Annotated in this window: 16 protein-coding genes; 13 read left to right on the forward strand and 3 right to left on the reverse strand. The window is 38.2% G+C overall.

The window, feature by feature from the left end; translation table 11 throughout:
* Positions 1-191: 191 nt before the first annotated feature.
* From K2N75_RS02105 to K2N75_RS02165, 13 genes are all read left to right on the forward strand, one after another.
* Entirely contained in the window at positions 192-596 is a 405-nt protein-coding gene (locus K2N75_RS02105; protein WP_297680881.1) for a hypothetical protein, read from the forward strand.
* Between the two features lie 86 nt (positions 597-682).
* Entirely contained in the window at positions 683-1243 is a 561-nt protein-coding gene (locus K2N75_RS02110; RefSeq protein WP_297680879.1) for a methyltransferase domain-containing protein, read from the forward strand.
* A gap of 167 nt (positions 1244-1410) precedes the next feature.
* Positions 1411-1839, forward strand: coding sequence for a 50S ribosomal protein L13 (gene rplM, locus K2N75_RS02115; RefSeq protein ID WP_297680883.1), 429 nt, complete (start codon positions 1411-1413; stop codon positions 1837-1839).
* A 10-nt stretch (positions 1840-1849) separates the two neighbouring features.
* Positions 1850-2239, forward strand: coding sequence for a 30S ribosomal protein S9 (gene rpsI / locus K2N75_RS02120; protein ID WP_297680878.1), 390 nt, complete (start codon positions 1850-1852; stop codon positions 2237-2239).
* A 166-nt stretch (positions 2240-2405) separates the two neighbouring features.
* The gene (locus tag K2N75_RS02125; RefSeq protein WP_297680876.1) at positions 2406-4679 is read left to right on the forward strand and encodes an STT3 domain-containing protein; all 2274 of its coding nucleotides are present in this window, start codon (positions 2406-2408) and stop codon (positions 4677-4679) included.
* A 9-nt stretch (positions 4680-4688) separates the two neighbouring features.
* A complete protein-coding gene (gene asnB, locus K2N75_RS02130) occupies positions 4689-6551 on the forward strand; it encodes an asparagine synthase (glutamine-hydrolyzing) (protein ID WP_297680874.1) in 1863 nt (620 codons plus the stop codon).
* Positions 6542-7324 (forward strand): HesA/MoeB/ThiF family protein, encoded by a 783-nt coding sequence (locus K2N75_RS02135; RefSeq protein ID WP_297680872.1) that lies wholly within the window; start codon positions 6542-6544, stop codon positions 7322-7324. Before asnB ends, K2N75_RS02135 begins: the two co-directional genes overlap by 10 nt.
* Before the next feature lie 193 nt (positions 7325-7517).
* Positions 7518-8540, forward strand: a complete 1023-nt coding sequence (locus K2N75_RS02140; RefSeq protein ID WP_297680870.1) for an SAM-dependent methyltransferase — start codon at positions 7518-7520, stop codon at positions 8538-8540.
* 246 nt (positions 8541-8786) lie between these two features.
* Positions 8787-9581, forward strand: a complete 795-nt coding sequence (rpsB, locus tag K2N75_RS02145; protein WP_297680868.1) for a 30S ribosomal protein S2 — start codon at positions 8787-8789, stop codon at positions 9579-9581.
* 9 nt (positions 9582-9590) lie between these two features.
* Positions 9591-10658 (forward strand): translation elongation factor Ts, encoded by a 1068-nt coding sequence (gene tsf / locus K2N75_RS02150; RefSeq protein ID WP_297680866.1) that lies wholly within the window; start codon positions 9591-9593, stop codon positions 10656-10658.
* A gap of 15 nt (positions 10659-10673) precedes the next feature.
* A complete protein-coding gene (locus K2N75_RS02155) occupies positions 10674-11318 on the forward strand; it encodes an ATP-binding cassette domain-containing protein (RefSeq protein WP_297680864.1) in 645 nt (214 codons plus the stop codon).
* 38 nt (positions 11319-11356) lie between these two features.
* Entirely contained in the window at positions 11357-12136 is a 780-nt protein-coding gene (gene fliR / locus K2N75_RS02160; protein ID WP_297680861.1) for a flagellar biosynthetic protein FliR, read from the forward strand.
* Positions 12137-12280: 144 nt separating this feature from the next.
* Positions 12281-13522 carry a multidrug effflux MFS transporter gene (locus tag K2N75_RS02165; protein ID WP_297680859.1) on the forward strand — a complete coding sequence of 414 codons (1242 nt, stop codon included), beginning with the start codon at positions 12281-12283 and terminating at the stop codon, positions 13520-13522.
* Positions 13523-13605: 83 nt separating this feature from the next.
* Here K2N75_RS02165 and K2N75_RS02170 read toward each other — a convergent pair whose 3' ends face one another.
* The 3 genes from K2N75_RS02170 to K2N75_RS02180 are packed head-to-tail and all read right to left on the reverse strand — an operon-like array spanning position 13606 to position 16407.
* A complete protein-coding gene (locus tag K2N75_RS02170; RefSeq protein WP_297680856.1) occupies positions 13606-14508 on the reverse strand; it encodes a tetraacyldisaccharide 4'-kinase in 903 nt (300 codons plus the stop codon).
* Complete coding sequence (locus K2N75_RS02175) at positions 14508-15638, reverse strand: aminotransferase class I/II-fold pyridoxal phosphate-dependent enzyme (protein WP_297680854.1); 1131 nt, start codon at positions 15636-15638, stop codon at positions 14508-14510. The genes K2N75_RS02170 and K2N75_RS02175 overlap by 1 nt, the downstream gene beginning before the upstream one ends.
* A gap of 10 nt (positions 15639-15648) precedes the next feature.
* Positions 15649-16407 (reverse strand): NAD+ synthase, encoded by a 759-nt coding sequence (locus K2N75_RS02180; RefSeq protein WP_297680852.1) that lies wholly within the window; start codon positions 16405-16407, stop codon positions 15649-15651.
* Positions 16408-16506: the final 99 nt, after the last annotated feature.

The raw sequence follows: 16506 nt of genomic DNA on the forward strand, positions 1-16506 counted from the left end.
CCTAGACAAAATGTAATCGTATGTGGGATAGATTAGAGTGGAATGGTGGAAGCGTAAGTGGAGGAATTAAAAGGGAATAGAAATCTCTGTGATTCTACAATGAATCTTGATGAAATCTTTGGTAAAACTTCATAAAAAATTGACAAAATCACTATAAACTTTTGTGTAATTTTCAAATACAAGGAAGTTGAATGAAATCTAAACTTTTTATCTATATTATTTTTAACTCTGTTTTATTGGCAAATCCTAATATTCCAACGGAGGAAACCAAACCTACCCAATCTCTAGCAACACAACAAGTTACAACCACCCTAACAAATTCAATGCCAACGCAATCAACACAGCCACATATACAGGAAAATAATGCCATTCAGTCTGCTCCAATGCAACCAATTCATAATATGTCTTATCCTAATAATGAAATGGCTTATGGTGCTTCGTTGCAAACCATTTTTATCAAAGTGCATCAAATGTATCCCGGCTCACATATTACCGATGTAGATTATAAGGGTTTTGGTTATGAGATTGAAATTAACGATAGTTTGGAATTGTTTTTTGATAGAAATGGGAATTTATTAGGGCAAAAATGGGATTAAGATATTCAAACAAATTTGTATGTTTATATAAAATAAATTTCGTAAAGTCTTTTAATTAAGATAAATTTATTAATTAGGAGGATTGATTGTTGTCCTATTATCTTGCACACCCGAAGCGAACGGGTGCTGTATGCTCTAGTTCTAAATATCTTGCGGAAATGATGACAAAAAATATTGGCATTGAGCAGGCTTCTAATATCATTGAAATAGGACCCGGAATGGGGGCTTTTACAAAGGTGATATTGCATAAAAAGTCCAAATCTGCACATTTGTTTGTGGTTGAAATCAATCCTAAAATTACGGAGAAATTACACAAAAGGTTTCCAAATCTTGATATTGCTTTAGGTTCTGCGGAATCCTTGCAGGCAATGATGCAAGAGAGGCAAATATCCTCTGTTGATGTGATTGTGTCTGGGATTCCTTGGGCACTTTTAAGTCAAGCAACACAAAAATGTATTTTAGAAAACATTTACAATGCGCTAAATCCTGGAGGATATTTTACTACCTTTGCTTATATTCTACCTACAGCAGGTGCAAAGAGATTCCAAAAAAGAATCTATGGAGATAAAATGTTTAGTGAAATTAAAAAATCCAAAATTGTATGGAATAATTTTCCTCCCGCATTCGTGTATTATTGTAGAAAATAACCTTTGTTCTCTACCATTTTGAAATCTTAAAGGTTCAATCAAATCTCTAATTTATATAAAATATAACTTAATTTAAGTAAATATTTATAATAATGCGATATAATTGCAAATTTATTCCAAAATTAATTTTGGATTGTAAGAAGCAAATTATTATGAAAGGTAAAGCTATGAATATTACCAAAATGGCAAAAGCCAATGAAATTAAACGTGATTGGATTGTTTTAGATGCGGAGGGCAAAACATTTGGTCGCCTCATCACCGAAATTGCTACACTTTTGAGAGGCAAACATAAACCAAGTTATACACCCAATGTAGATTGCGGTGATTTTGTTGTTGTTATCAATGCGCCAAAAGTAAAATTTAGCGGAATGAAACTAGAGGACAAAGAATATTTTACGCATTCAGGATATTTTGGTAGCACGAAGTCAAAAACATTGCAAGAAATGCTAGAGAAGCACCCAGAAAAACTTTATAAATTGGCTGTTCGCGGTATGCTTCCTAAGACGAAATTGGGTCGTATGATGATTAAAAAGTTAAAAGTCTATTGTGATGCAACTCATCCTCATAGCGCACAAGTTTCCAAAGAATCAAAATAAGGATTAACAAATGGCAAAAATTTATGCAACAGGAAAAAGAAAAACAGCGATTGCAAAGGTATGGCTAACTCCAGGAAGTGGCAAACTAAGCATTAATGAAACGAATCTTAACGATTGGTTAGGTGGTCATGAAGCAATCAAAATGAAAGTAATGCAGCCTTTGCTTTTAACAAAACAAGAAAAAAGTGTGGATATTGTTGCAGTTGCTTTTGGTAGCGGTTACTCTGCGCAAGCAGAAGCGCTAAGACACGGTATCTCTAAGGCTTTGGTGCTCTATGATGTTAATTTTAGAGCCATTTTAAAACCTAAAGGTTTATTGACACGCGATTCTAGGGTGGTAGAGCGTAAAAAATACGGAAAACGCAAAGCAAGAAGAAGTCCGCAATTCTCAAAAAGATAATCAAGATTCCATTCCAAAAATTCTTTTTGGAATTTTTGGAAGGTTTTTTCTTTTTATTTCTTCAAGGTTTGGTTTCTTTTGTGGGAAAAAGCAAGGATTTATATCCTAAAAGGGAAACCCATAGAGCTAAATATATTTTTATGAATTTCTTAATAAAGAAACTTCAATGCTAAAAGCTATCAAACATATTTTGAATTTTCAAAATCCGCAATGGAGTGCTGTTTTATTTTTTCATCTATTTTTCATTTTGGTATTATGTTGTGTTCATTTGGGATTCCATTTTCTTGATTTTTTGCATTTGCAATCCCCTCAAAATTTTTTTGAGGGAGCATTGATTCTTACTTCAATGGATGCTTATCATTACGCAAAGGGTGTGCGGGATTTTCTTGCTTTGCTAAGTGGAAGTTTGGAATGGAAAGAAATCTTTGATGTATTATCCTCCTTGCATTTTCTTGCACTTCTTGGTGGAATTTTAGCAAAATGGACGAGTTTGGAATTTGCTCTGACTTGGAGTAGCGTTTTTTTGAGCGCAAGCACAGCAGTTATACTTTATCTTTTAATTTATCAGATTCTTAGGCAAGCTGTATGGAATCTCTTGCAAGTTTTGCGGGGACTAAATCAGCCAAATGTGGAATCTTTGCTATTCAATAATTTCCCATTATGTTTGCAATTTTTGGCTTTTGTTGCAAGTTTGATTGCGATTCTTTTACCTAGTTTTTATCAGCGCGTGGTGGCTGGGTATTTTGATACAGATATGTTGCTGCTGGCTTTACCTCTACTTGCCCTTATTTTTTTATTACAATTCTTAACACGCAGGGCTTTATATTTAAAATCACTTGTGCTTTTTGGAATCTTTGGCTATTTAGCCATTGCGTGGCATAATGGAATCCAAAATTTACTGCTTTTGGGATTTATTCTTTTTGTGTTACTAGAGGCAATACAATTCTTAAAGACACGCGTAATTTCTCACAAAACCCTCGCACTCCTTGCGGTTTTTTTGATTATTCTTGCACCCTCACCCTTTTGTTTTTTGGCATTAGTTTTACTTTTGTTTGGAATCGCAAAATTTCCCCAAAAGCTCTGGATTTGGCTTATTTTTAGTTTGGGATATGCGGTGTGTTTTGGGGCTTTAAATCCGCTTCTTGCGCAAATGAATGCCTATATTTTTGGCGCGACACAACACGCAAATGCTTATGTTTATGCACCTGTCGTGAATGGAATCCTAGAGACAATGCCTACAAGCTTTTCCGTGCTCTTTACGCGCAGTGGCGGTCTCGTGCTTTTTTGTCTTGCGCTTTTTGGATTCGTAGCCTTTGGCGTGTTGGCTTTTGGCTTTTGGGTGGTGAGTTTGAAATATGGCGGATTTTTGGAATCTCTTTTTAAGATTTTTCTTCTTAAATTTTCTACTTTTAAGTCTCCTTGCGCTCATTCTCCTTTTATGCAAGATTCTCAAGAATCTTTGGCAAATCCCCCTCCAAGCTTCCAAGCCCTTTTGTATCTCTTTGTTTTCCTTTCCCCCTTTGCATTTTTAGGATTGGCTTCTGTTTGGCTTGGTATGCGGTTTAGTTTTTTTCTGACACCCGTGATTGCTTTGGGGATTGCTTTTGTTGGCTTCATTGCTCTGAATCTTTTGAGGAAATTTTTTGCTATTGTTTTGCTTTCTAGCAGCGCAGTTATCGCGCTCTTTATTGCAAATTTACACTATCAGATTCCGCCCCCGATTCTAACCAATGCAGAAATTCAAGCCTTTAAAGATTTGGATTCTAAACTCACCTCTCAAGACATTTTGTTGTCGTGGTGGGATTATGGATATGCGTTAAGATATTTTACAAAGGCGCAAGTCTTGCTTGATGGCGCGAGACATTCGGGAGCAGCAAATTTCCCCATTGCTAAAATCCTGCTTAGCCCCTCCTTGACATTGTTTTATAACTTCTCGCTAGAGATTGCGCAGGCTATGCAAACTCTTCCTCCAAAACAATGGAATCAAATCTTTGAAATCCTTTCGCATAAGCAAGGCGCAAATGCCTATTTGCAAGGATTGGAATTAGAATCCAAGCCGCCAACATTGGCAAATGGGACAAAGGTTTATTGGGTTTTACCTTTGCGGATTCTGCCACTATTGGCAAATATTAATACTTTTATGAATTTGGATTTGGATAGCGGAAAAGCGCACAAAAAAAATGTTTTTGTTTTTTGGGATTCCACGCAGAAAATGTCTTTTGCCCCACAGACAACCCTTCGTTTTTATGAGGGCTTTTATACACAAGAGATAGATTTACAAGGAGAGGAATCCTTAACGCAAATCAATTTTGGTAAAAATTCCTTGCTGTTAAACACTCATTATCTAAAAAGTAATATGATTCAAATATTGCTTTTTGCAAATTATCCTAATCAAGTGAGTGCAAGTGGCGATATTGTGCGTATCTTGCAGCTACATTAAGGAGCAGAAATGTGTGGAATTGCTGGTGTATTAAATTTCTCTAAGATTCCTTTAGAGGAAGTTTATTTCTTGATGTCTCATCGCGGACCAGATGATAAAGGAGCGTTTGAGACTAAAACGCAAGGGGGGTTCTTACAGCTTTTTCACGCGCGTCTTAGTATTCAAGATTTAAGCACTCTTGCGCACCAGCCAATGGAACGTGGGGATTTGTGCCTCCTTTTGAATGGAGAGATTTATAATCATCTGCAATTGCGCAAGGGCTTGGACTTCGCTTTTCAAACGCATAGTGATACAGAAACGCTTTTGGGGCTTTGGACACATTTTGGGGAAGCATTTTTGGAGCGTCTAGGTATGCTAGATGGAATGTTTGCCTTTGTCCTTTATGACGCAAAAAATCAAAAACTTTATTTTGCGCGCGATAGAATGGGCAAAAAACCGCTTTTTTATTACAAGCAAGAATCTAAAATAGTTTTTGCAAGCGAGTTGAATACAATTTGTGGAATCTTAAAATTTTTTGAAACGCCTTTAGAAATTGATGAAGAGGCGATAAAATTTTATTTAGAAAGCGGGTTTTTTTATCAGGATAGCGCGCCATATAAGCAAGTGTTTGCGATTCCTAATGCACATTATGGAATCTTGGATTTAAACACATTTCAATTAAGTATCAAGCCCTATTTCAAGCTAGAATCTTACTATCAGTTTCCCAAAATTACTAAAGAGCAAGAAGTGCTTGAACGATGCGAAAGCCTATTGAAGCAAAGTATTGCACGACGCATAGAGTCTTCGGATTTGGAAGTGGGAGCATTTTTAAGTGGTGGGATTGATAGTTCCTTGATTGTGGCTTTGGCTTCGCAAATGAAACCTGATTTGCGCACCTTTACGATTCGTTTTGAGAATGCCGCTTTTGATGAATCGTCTCTTGCAGAACAAACTGCACGCAAGTTTGGCACAAAGCACCAAAGTTTGACGATTAGCACAAATTTGATTCAAGATGTGCCCAAAATCCTACAAGCCTATGGGCGTCCCTTTTTTGATAGTTCCGCGATTCCTAGTTTTTATGTGGCAAAAGCCGCAAAGGAACATTTAAGTGTCATTTTAAATGGTGATGGAGCAGATGAGCTCTTTGGCGGTTATAGGAGATATGTGGGACATTTGCTTTTGCCAAAGATTCTGCCCTTTAGCACGCTTGCAGGGAGATTGCCAAAGCCTAGCACAAAACAATCCCTTTATAATTATTTTTATCGTCTTTTGCAAATGGCAAGTGCGTATAAGCGGAATTTGGGTGAATATTATTTGCGTTCTACCACAGATATTTTTGCGGGATTCTATTCTTTTAGGAGTGAGAGATTCAATGCGTTTCAAAGGGAAGTGGAATCGGTGTTTAAGGGCGGATATTCTCCCCTTGCGCAGATGTTGCTTCTAGATGCTAGAAATTTGCTTTTGTGTGATTTGTTGCCCAAAATGGATATTGCGACAATGGCGCATTCTTTGGAGGCGCGTTCGCCTTTTTTGTCTAAGGAATTGGTAGAATTTGCACCGACTTTAGAGGATAATTTAAAAGTGCGTGGCAAAACGACGAAATATTTGCTTAGGAGATTGGCACAAAAGTATTTGGATAAGGAAGTCGTCCAAGCTTCCAAAAGAGGCTTTGAAGTTCCGCTTAGTGCGTGGATAGAGGGAGAGCTAAAAGAGCTCGTTTTGGATACTTTGCAAGCACCTCAAATTGCGCAAATGTTTTTGCCTAAAAATAGGATAGAATCGCTTTGCAATGCGCCGCACAAATATCCTAAAGAAAAACGCGCAAAAATGCTATGGAGTTTGTTTGCGCTTGAAATTTGGAATCAAAAATTTAAGGAAAATCAATGGAATTAAACAAGCAAGACTTAGAGAGATACAACCGCAACATTTTATTAAGCGGAATTGGAATAGAGGGGCAAATAAGACTTAAAAATGCCCGTGTGCTTGTCATAGGAGCAGGCGGACTTGGATCTGGCGTGCTTTATTATCTCGCCGCAGCAGGGGTGGGAAATCTTGGCATTTGCGATGGTGATGGGGTAGATTTAAGCAATTTGCAAAGGCAGATTCTGCACAATATGCAGGATTTGGGCAAGAATAAGGCGGATTCTGCTTATGAAAAGCTTAAAGCACTCAATCCTAGCCTTAATCTGCAAGTATTCAAAGAGCGTCTGAATGCAGAAAATATCCAAGAGGTGATGAAGGATTATGATTTGGTAGTTGAAGCCGCAGACGCGTTTAGCTCCAAGTTTCTCATTAATGACGCGTGCGTGTTGTTTGATAAAGTTTTGGTTCGCGCAAGTGCCTTGCATTTTAGCGGGCAGGTGATGAGCGTAAAGCCGAAAGTGAGCGCGTGTTATACTTGTTTGTTTGACGCCCCACCAAAGAGAGAAATGCCAACAGGAGCAAGTGTAGGGATTCTAGGAGCTGTGGCTGGATTGTTTGGTGTGTTGGAGGCTGCGGAGGTGATTAAGATTATTACAGGTGTCGGAGAGCCGCTTTTTGACAAGCTACTTACCTGCGATATTCGCTCAATGGATTTTCGCAAAATTGCTATCAAACGCAATCCAAACTGCCGTGTTTGTGGAGAAAATGGAATCACAAAGCTTGAAAGTTCGCTGTATGTGTAAGGTCGCATTGTCCTTTTATTGTTGCGAACGCTCGTGCTGTAATTTATGATTTTGGCAAAGTGAGATTCTGCATTGTGGATTACTTGCATTGCGAGGATAATAAAAATGAAAAAGCGTAATATGTGGAAGCGAATTAAGCCCAAATTAATACAAAAGATTACAAGTTAAAGCATTGATACAAGGAGGCATTGCAATGGAATCACAAAGCTTTGGTGGATTTATGCAAATGTGGCTTTATGGTGAAGAGGGTTATTATCGCAAAGTGCGCGTGGGCAAGGCAGGGGACTTTTATACCAATGTGAGTGTAGGAAAGTTTTTTGGCTTCACTCTAGGGTTTTATTTGCAAGAGATTCTAAAGACACAAAAAGGTAGAATCGCAATCATAGAAATTGGCAGTGAAAAGGGTGATTTAATCGCAGATATTGCAGAGTTTTTACACTTAAGAGGGGAAGAAAATGTGAAGTTTTGGACTTTAGAACCTTTGATTGAATTGCAAAGAATCCAAAAGGAGAATTTTCACCAAAGACTTGGAATGGAGTTGCAAACTGCGACAAGTTTAGAAGATTTGGGCGGTGTAGAAATCGCATTATTTGTAAGCAATGAGCTTTTGGATGCCTTTGCTTGCGAGCTAGTTTTTAAAGGAGAAATGGCGTTTGTAGAGGGTGGGGAGTTGGTTTTTAAGGAAGCCAATGAGGAAATTTTAGAGCTTGCAAAGACTTTTGATGTGGAGATTGGCGAGATTCCGCTTGGCGCATTTGAGTTTGTAGAGAATCTCGCGCGAGTTGCACCCAAATGGTTGTTTTTGGGGTTTGATTATGGTGCGCTTATGGCTAGAAATGCCTTTTCATTGCGACTTTATGCGCAGCACCAAACGCAAAATTTCTTTCCAAATCCCGCTTCTAAGCTTTGCGATTCCACACTTTTAGGATTGTTTGGTAAAGTGGATTTGACTTATGATGTGAATTTTGCACTTTGGCGTGAGGCATTTTTGCGTGCTGGTGGGAGGGAGTGCTTCCTCTGTGTGCAGAATCGCGCGCTTGTGGATATGGGATTGGATAAAATGTGCGAATGGTATATTGCACATTTTGGGCTAGAGCATTATATGACGCAAAGCTCTAAAATCCGCACTTTGATTTCACCGGGAGCTTTGGGCGAGCGATTCTTTGGAATGTGTTTTGCAAATTTTAAAGTTTCTGCGCACAACAAAGCAATTTGAATTCTTGCTAACCGCGTCTTTGTGAGGCAAAGCCGAAGCGTAGCTGCATAGCATTGCCCACATTTGCAAATCACAACATAGAATCTTGTCTTAAGAACTTTAATTTAGCTAAATTTAAATAATTTTTTAGTATTATATTTGCCTTTTATTTTATCAAAACTCACACACGCTAATCCTAGTTTAGGTTGCGCTTAATAGCGTTGAAGGAGCGTGGAGGGAAAACCAAAACAACAAATAGGAGACACTATGGTAACAATGAAAGACCTTTTGGAATGTGGTGTGCATTTTGGACACCAAACAAGACGTTGGAATCCGAAAATGAAAAAATACATTTTTGGTGTGCGCAAAAATATTCATATTATTGATTTGCAAAAAACTTTGCGTTATTTCCGCTACACTTATAATATCGTGCGTGATGCGGCAGCAGAGGGCAAAGTGGTAATGTTTGTAGGAACAAAAAAGCAAGCAAGTGAAACACTCAAACAATACGCCGATAGCATTAACGCACCTTATGTGAATTATCGCTGGCTTGGTGGAATGCTGACAAACTTTTCTACGATTAAAAAGTCTATCCGCAAGCTTGAAATTATTGAGGAAATGGAATCTAGCGGGCAAATTGACTTGCTAACCAAAAAAGAAAAACTAATGATTCAACGCAAAAAAGAAAAATTGGCGCGCTATTTGGGTGGTGTGCGTCATCTTAAAAAAGCCCCGGATATGATTTTTGTGATTGATGCGGCAAAAGAAAAAATTGCAGTCGCAGAGGCTAGAAGACTTGGAATCCCTGTTGTTGCGCCATTGGATACAAACTGCGACCCTGATATGGTGGATTATCCAATTCCCGGAAACGATGACGCGATTCGTTCTATTCAACTATTCTGCAAAGAGATGGCAGAGGCTATTACAGAAGGACGCGCAATCGCTGGCGGTGAAGCACCGACACAAGAAGTAGCAGAGCCAGCAAGCGAGGAAGAAAAACAAGAGGTGATTGAGGAAGCAATGAGCGAAGAAGATTTCGCTAAGAGTATAGAAGCAGAATAAGGAGAGGCAATGGCAGAGATTAGCGCACAACTCGTAAAACAACTCCGCGATATGACAGACGCGGGAATGATGGATTGCAAAAAAGCCCTTGTAGAAGTGGGAGGCGATTTAGAAAAAGCCGTAGAATATTTAAGGGAAAAAGGACTTAGTAAAGCAGCAAAAAAAGCTGATAGAGTAGCAGCAGAAGGAAGTATCGCAATTAAAGTGTCTCCTGACTTCAAAAAGGTAAGTATGGCAGAAATCAACTCTGAAACAGACTTCGTGGCTAAAAATGATGGCTTCAAAGAATTGAGCGCAAAAACAATCGCAATGGTGCAAGATTCTAACATCTCCAATGTAGAGGAGTTGCATACGCTTAACTTTGAGGGAGCAACATTTGAAGAATACCTAAAGTCTCAAATTGCAAAAATTGGTGAAAATATCGTTGTGCGCAGAATCGCGAAAGTTGAAGCAAAAGGAGGTGGAATCGTTAATGCTTATGTGCATTCTAATGGGCGCGTGGGTGTTATTATTGCATTAAAATGCCAAAATGAAGCTAATGCGGCTAAATTGGCGGATTTTACAAAGAATCTTTGTATGCACGCAGCTGCGATGAAACCACAAGTGATTAGTTATCATTCTTTTGATTTGGACTTCATTAAAAGCGAAAAAACAGCGATTATTGCGGAGCTAGAAAAAGAAAATGAAGAGCTAAAAAGGCTCGGAAAACCTTTGCATAAGATTCCGCAATATATTAGCCAATTAGAGCTAACCGATGAAATCTTGGCAAAGCAAGAGGAAACACTGAAAGCAGAATTAAAAGCACAGGGCAAGCCGGAGCAAATTTGGGATAAAATTTTGCCCGGACAATTAGAAAGATTCAAGGCAGATTCCACAATTTTAGACCAAAGGCTTACATTGCTTGGACAATTCTTCGTAATGGACGACAAGAAAACAATTGCACAAGTATTGGCGGATAAATCTAAAGAACTCGGAGATTCTATTGAAGTCGTGGAATATGTGCGTTTTGAGCTTGGTGAGGGAATCACAAAACAAGCTTGTAGCTTCGCAGATGAAGTTGCAGCACAATTAGGCTAGTTTGAGGAGCTCTGCTTGGCTTCTCTTGTGGCTGAAAACCTTTGTTTTGGCTATGATTCTCCTATTTTGGAAAATGTAACTCTTAGCTTGAATGCAGGAGAAACGCTTTCTATTATGGGTGTGAGCGGGAGTGGCAAAAGCACGCTCTTGCACATTCTTTCTAGTTTTTTAAAGCCCCAAAGTGGTGTTGTGAAGCTTCTGGGCAAGGATATTTATCAACTTCCGCAAAGTGAATTGCTCGCCCTAAGACGCAATGAAATCGGAATCATTTTTCAATCACATTATTTATTTTTGGGATTTAGCGCAGAGGAAAACCTAGAAGTTGCTTCTTTGTTGAGTAATCAAAAGATTGACCACGAGCTTTTAAGTTTGTTTGGAATCTTGGAAACTTTGCCATTAAATGTCAGTGCATTAAGCGGAGGGCAGCAGCAGAGGCTGTCTATTGCTAGGATTTTGACTAAAAGACCTAAAATTATCTTTGCCGATGAACCAACGGGAAATTTGGATAGAGAAACGGCTTTTGGCGTAATGGAGCTTTTGTTCGATTATGTGAGATTGACGCAATCGTTGCTCGTGTTTGTTACGCACGACCCGATTCTTGCAAGGAAGGCTTTACATTCTTATCGTTTGGAACACGCTTCTCTTAAAGCCCTTGAATAAAGCTTTCTTTCCCATTAAGAGTTGAAAAAGTTTTAAGTATGGAACTCTTAGCTTATCTCACCGAAGGAAATGTTGCAAACTTTTTGCTTTTGCTCTTGCGTTTTGCTGGAATCATTGCTTTCTTTCCCTTTTTTGAAAATCAAATGATTAACAATTCTATTAAAGGCGCGCTAATTTTTTGGCTTACGATTCTTTTTATTCCTCTTTTAGATGTTGTGCCACCAGCAAATTGGACAATGTTGCGCTTTGTTGTCGCAGGACTTTCTGAAATTATGTTGGGATTCCTCGCGTCTATGGCATTGCAAATTGTTTTTGGTATGATTTCTTTTGGTGGGGAATTGATTTCGTTTGCAATGGGATTGACAATTGCAAACGCTTATGACCCCATTACAGGAGCGCAAAAACCAATCGTAGGGCAGCTGCTTACACTTCTTGCCTTGTTGATTGCGCTAGGACTTGATTATCATCATCTATTTTTTTATTTTGTTGCGCAGAGTATTCAAGAGATTCCATTGGGCGGCTTTTTATTTACTCAAAATTATATTGAATATATCGTGAAGTCTTTTGCAAACCTTTTTGTTATTGGGCTTACAATGTCTTTTCCAATTATTGCGTTGATTTTGCTATCGGATATTATTTTTGGTATGATTATGAAAGCCCACCCGCAATTCAATTTGCTCGCGATTGGGTTTCCTGTCAAAATCGCAGTCGCCTTTGCCGTATTAATTGTAATCGTTCCTGCAATCATTTTGCATTTTAAGCGCGAGTTTTTGAGTGCATTTGACGCTCTCACTCTTTTGTTTCAAGCGGGTTTTTAGTCTAATTTTCTTCAAGATTTTTTACAGATTTTGATTTTTTTTGCGGAATCTTATAAATAAAAATATGCAAAAGGTTAATTAATTTTTTTCTAAAATTTTAAGTATTATAATCATTTTTTAAAATCAAAAACTTTAGGATTTTCTATGCAAAAAGCTACGACTTATCAAGGCTTTGCGAAAACAAGGTTGATTGTTATTTTGGCTTTTATGTCTAGTCTTGCTCCTTTATCTACAGATATGTATTTGCCTGCACTTGGAGAGGTTCAGAGGAGTTTTGAGACTACGCCTTTTTATACGCAGCTTTCTCTTGCAGTTTTTTTCATTGCTTTTGCATTTGGGCAGTTGCTTTATGGACCTTTGAGTGATGTTTATGGCAGGAAAAAACCTCTGTATGTTGGAATCACGCTTTTTATTGTCGCAAGCCTTGCGTGTATTAGTTTTGATTCTGTGGATAGTTTCATTATTTTTCGTTTCTTGCAGGCACTAGGCGGCTGTGCGGGTGTAGTGATTGCCCGTGCAATCATCAATGATAATTTTGAATTAAAAGAAGCTGCAAGCACGTTTGCGCTGATGATGGTTGTAATGCAGCTAGCCCCTATGTTAGCTCCGGTATTTGGCGGATTTTTGTTAGATTATTTTCCGTGGCAAAGTATTTTTGCAACGCTTTTTGCACTTGGGATTCTACTTCTTGTGTTTATCGTCTTTGGAATCCAAGAGCAAGAATCTGTGCAGAGAGTTAAACCAGAGCTTAAAGTTGTTTTAATGAATTATTTTCATATTTTGCAAGACCGCAGATTCCGCATTTATGTTTTATCCGCTAGTCTTGTAATGGCAACAATCTTTGCTTATATCACAGGCTCATCGTTTATTTTTCGCGAATATTTTGGTTTAAGCGAAAAAAACTATGGAATCCTTTTTGGTGTGAATGCACTTAGTTTTATGATTTTTGCCAATATTAATGCAAGAATTGTGCGCAAATATTCTCCTTACGCAGTATTGCCTTATGGGTTTATGACAATGTTTGGAATTGCATTGGTATTGCTTGTAGTGGGTTGGTTGGATTTGGGATTCTTGCCCTTTGAGATTCTTTTGTTTTTGGTGCTTGGAATGAATGGTTTTATCGCTCCTAATATGACAACGCTTGCAATGGCGCGTTTCAAACAAATGTCCGGAAGTGCTTCAGCTGTTTTGGGAATGGTGCAATTCGTCTTTGCAGGGGCGATTTCTTTTGTCGTAGGAGCGGTAGAAGCGAATACGCCTTTTCCTTTGGCGTTGATTATTGCTTGCTGTTTGCTTTTGGCTTGTGGAATCTATTTTTCACTTAATGCAAGGGAAGTTAGACGCTACAAGCGCAAATTTCTAAGCTTATTCAAGCATTCATCTTAAGAATGCTCCTCCTGTAAGGATTCAAGCTTGATAAAGGCAAGATTTGAGATTACCGCGAATGTTACGCATTTTCGCAATGGCAATTACGATTCTTTTGCAATATAGTCTTGAATGCTTTGCTGGATTATGGGATTAATGTGCATTTCTAAATGCAAGAGAGAAAGAGGCAAGCCAAATTCCTCAAGTTTTGTTGCGTCTTTTTGCGTAACAAGGAGAGAAGTGGCACTAAGACGCGCATATTCTTCTAGTATTTTGGTTTTATCAAAAAAAGAGTGGTCTTTTAAGATGATTTTCCCTACTACATTGGGTAAGTAAGAATCTAGTCGCGAAGGGTTTGCAATCGCTGTAAGAAGTAACATTCTTTTGGTAGGGTAGAGGAGTTGGACTTTGCGTTCATAATCTACACCCTCTTCTGCGAGAATATCAGCTTGCTTATAGGCGCTTTTGTGTTCGCGATACCCGCCACTTGGGATACAAAAGTCAAAATAAGGTTCTAATTTAGGCTTTAAGATAATGTTTAATTTTTTGAAATTAAAACGGAATCCATCGTCCAAAAAGACAATCTTAGCTCCTAATTCTTTAGCTTTTAGAATCGCATTTTTACGATTTTCGCTGACAATCACGTTACAATGAGGCAGGCTTTTGGCTAGCATAATCGCCTCATCACCCGCAATTTGCACATCTGTTTGCAGATTGCCTTGAATGCTGACGACTTTTAATCCTTTGCTTTTACGCCCAAATCCACGCAAAATCACGCAAGAATTTGGATAATTTTTAGCAATTTCTATAATAAAAGGTGATTTGCCACTCCCACCTAAAACAAGATTCCCCACACTAATAATTGGAATCCCAAAATCATAAAAGCGCGCGAATTTGCGCTTAAGAGTGGCAATAATGCAGTAAATGAAGCTAAAAGGCAAAAGGCAAAAGGAGAGGAGTTTTTGCAATGGGTTAGGTGCAAAAAAATATTTTTCAATTTTACGCATTAAACACGCTCGCTTGCAAGGCGCAAAACTTGCTTGCAAACATAGTCTATGTCTTCTTTTTGCATTGCGCTATAAATAGGCAAACTCAAAATCTGTTGATAGTTTTTAAGAGAGACAGGAAAATCACTGATTTTGTATTTGTATTTGTTTTTGTAATAGCTCAATAAATGCAATGGTACAAAATGAAGCGCACTTTCTATGCCGCATTCCTTTAGCTCGCGCGCAAAATGGTCGCGATTCTTATCTACTTTGATGATAAAATGAAAGAAAATATGCTCGCTTTTGGCACTTGGCATTACAAGATGAGGAGCGTTTTGCAATGCGTGAATATAGTATTTTGCAATCTCTTGACGCTTTTTGATGATATAATCAATACGCTTAAGCTGACTTAGACAAAGTGCGGTGTCAAGGTAGCTAATATTGTATTTGTTGCCAATCCCTACGACATCATAGAGATATTGCGGACGCGTGCTGGTAGTTTTTTCACTCACAACTCCGTGGTAGCGCAGAAGTATTGCCTGTGCGGCAAGCTCATCGTCTTGTGTCGTGAGCATACCGGCTTGTGCAACAGGATTTGCAGAATCTAGCACGACACTAAAAATACTTGCAAAACTATGATGAGAGCCTATTTTTAAACCATTATGCGTTAATCCTAACGCCATCGTTGCGTCTTCAATGATTTTAATATTATAAAGCTCGGCTAATTCGTAAAAAGGCTCTATATCGCAAGCTTGCCCTGCAATATGGCTAATGATAATTGCGCGTAATTTTTTGTTTCCGATTCTTTCTAATGTTTCTTTGCATTTTTGCAAGGAGATGAGAAAGGTATCCTCTTCAATATCTACAAAAATTGGTTCTGCATCAAAATGCCGAATCATCTCTGGAAAACTAGGGTGGCAATTCACAGGGCATAAGATTTTATCTCCTCGTTTTAAATCCATTGCAAAAAGACACAAATGAAAAGCGGCTGTTCCGCTAACAGCTGAAATTGTGTGTTTGATACCAATGTATTTTTTAAATTCTTCTTCAAGCTCTAGCACAATATTATGACTTGGATTTTCTAATACATTGAGAATCGCGTCTCTTTCTGCTTCTGTAATATCGGGGATAAAATAAGGGATATTTCGCATAATTTTTCCTTTAAATATTTGCAATTTCTGGCATTTTACGCTTAAAATCAAAGCGAGCCATTCTTTCTTTGACGAGTCTTAATGCCTCTTGCGGTAGGTTTTGTTGCAAGATTTCATCGTCTTTTGCGCCTTTATCTAATAGTAGCATAATTCTGTCTAAGATTGCATAAGGAAAACCTAATTCTGTCTCATCACTTTGTCCTTCATACAAATCCGCACTCGGTGCTTTTTCTAGGATAGTTTGTGGAATCCCTAAAACACGCGCAAGTTCGTAAATTTCTGTTTTATAGAGATTGCCGATAGGATTTATTGCGCAGGCTAAATCGCCAAAGATTGTGCCATAACCAAGCAGAATCTCACTTTTGTTGCTTGTGCCAATTACCAAAGCATTATGCGTAAAAGCATAGTCGTAGAGGCAAATCATACGCAATCTCGCACAAAGATTCCCTAATCGTAGGGGCATAGAATCTAATCCTTGCAAAGTTGCTTCAAAAGCACTTTGGGGTTGGTGGAGTTGTAGAATCTGATAGGAAATATTAAATTTTTCACAGAGTTCTAATGCGTGGGTTAGGCTTGTTTGAGAGGATTGTTTGGAGGGCATTAAAAGGGCTTGATGATTATTTGGAAAAGCAAGCTGACAAAGACGCGCAACGACTGCAGAGTCAATACCACCGCTTAACCCAAAAACAACGGATTGGAATCCCCTTGCTTGAACTTTGGTTGCAATAAATTGGACAAGATTTTGTTGGATTTGTTCAAAATCTTTCATTTAGGAATTACCTTTTAATAAATGTTACCTTGAAATTAAAATTCAATACAAAATTTCAATAAAACTTATATTATAGCTAAAAATTTAGCTATAATATAA

The sequence above is a fragment of the Helicobacter sp. genome, assembly GCF_029067145.1.
GTDB lineage: Bacteria > Campylobacterota > Campylobacteria > Campylobacterales > Helicobacteraceae > Helicobacter_D.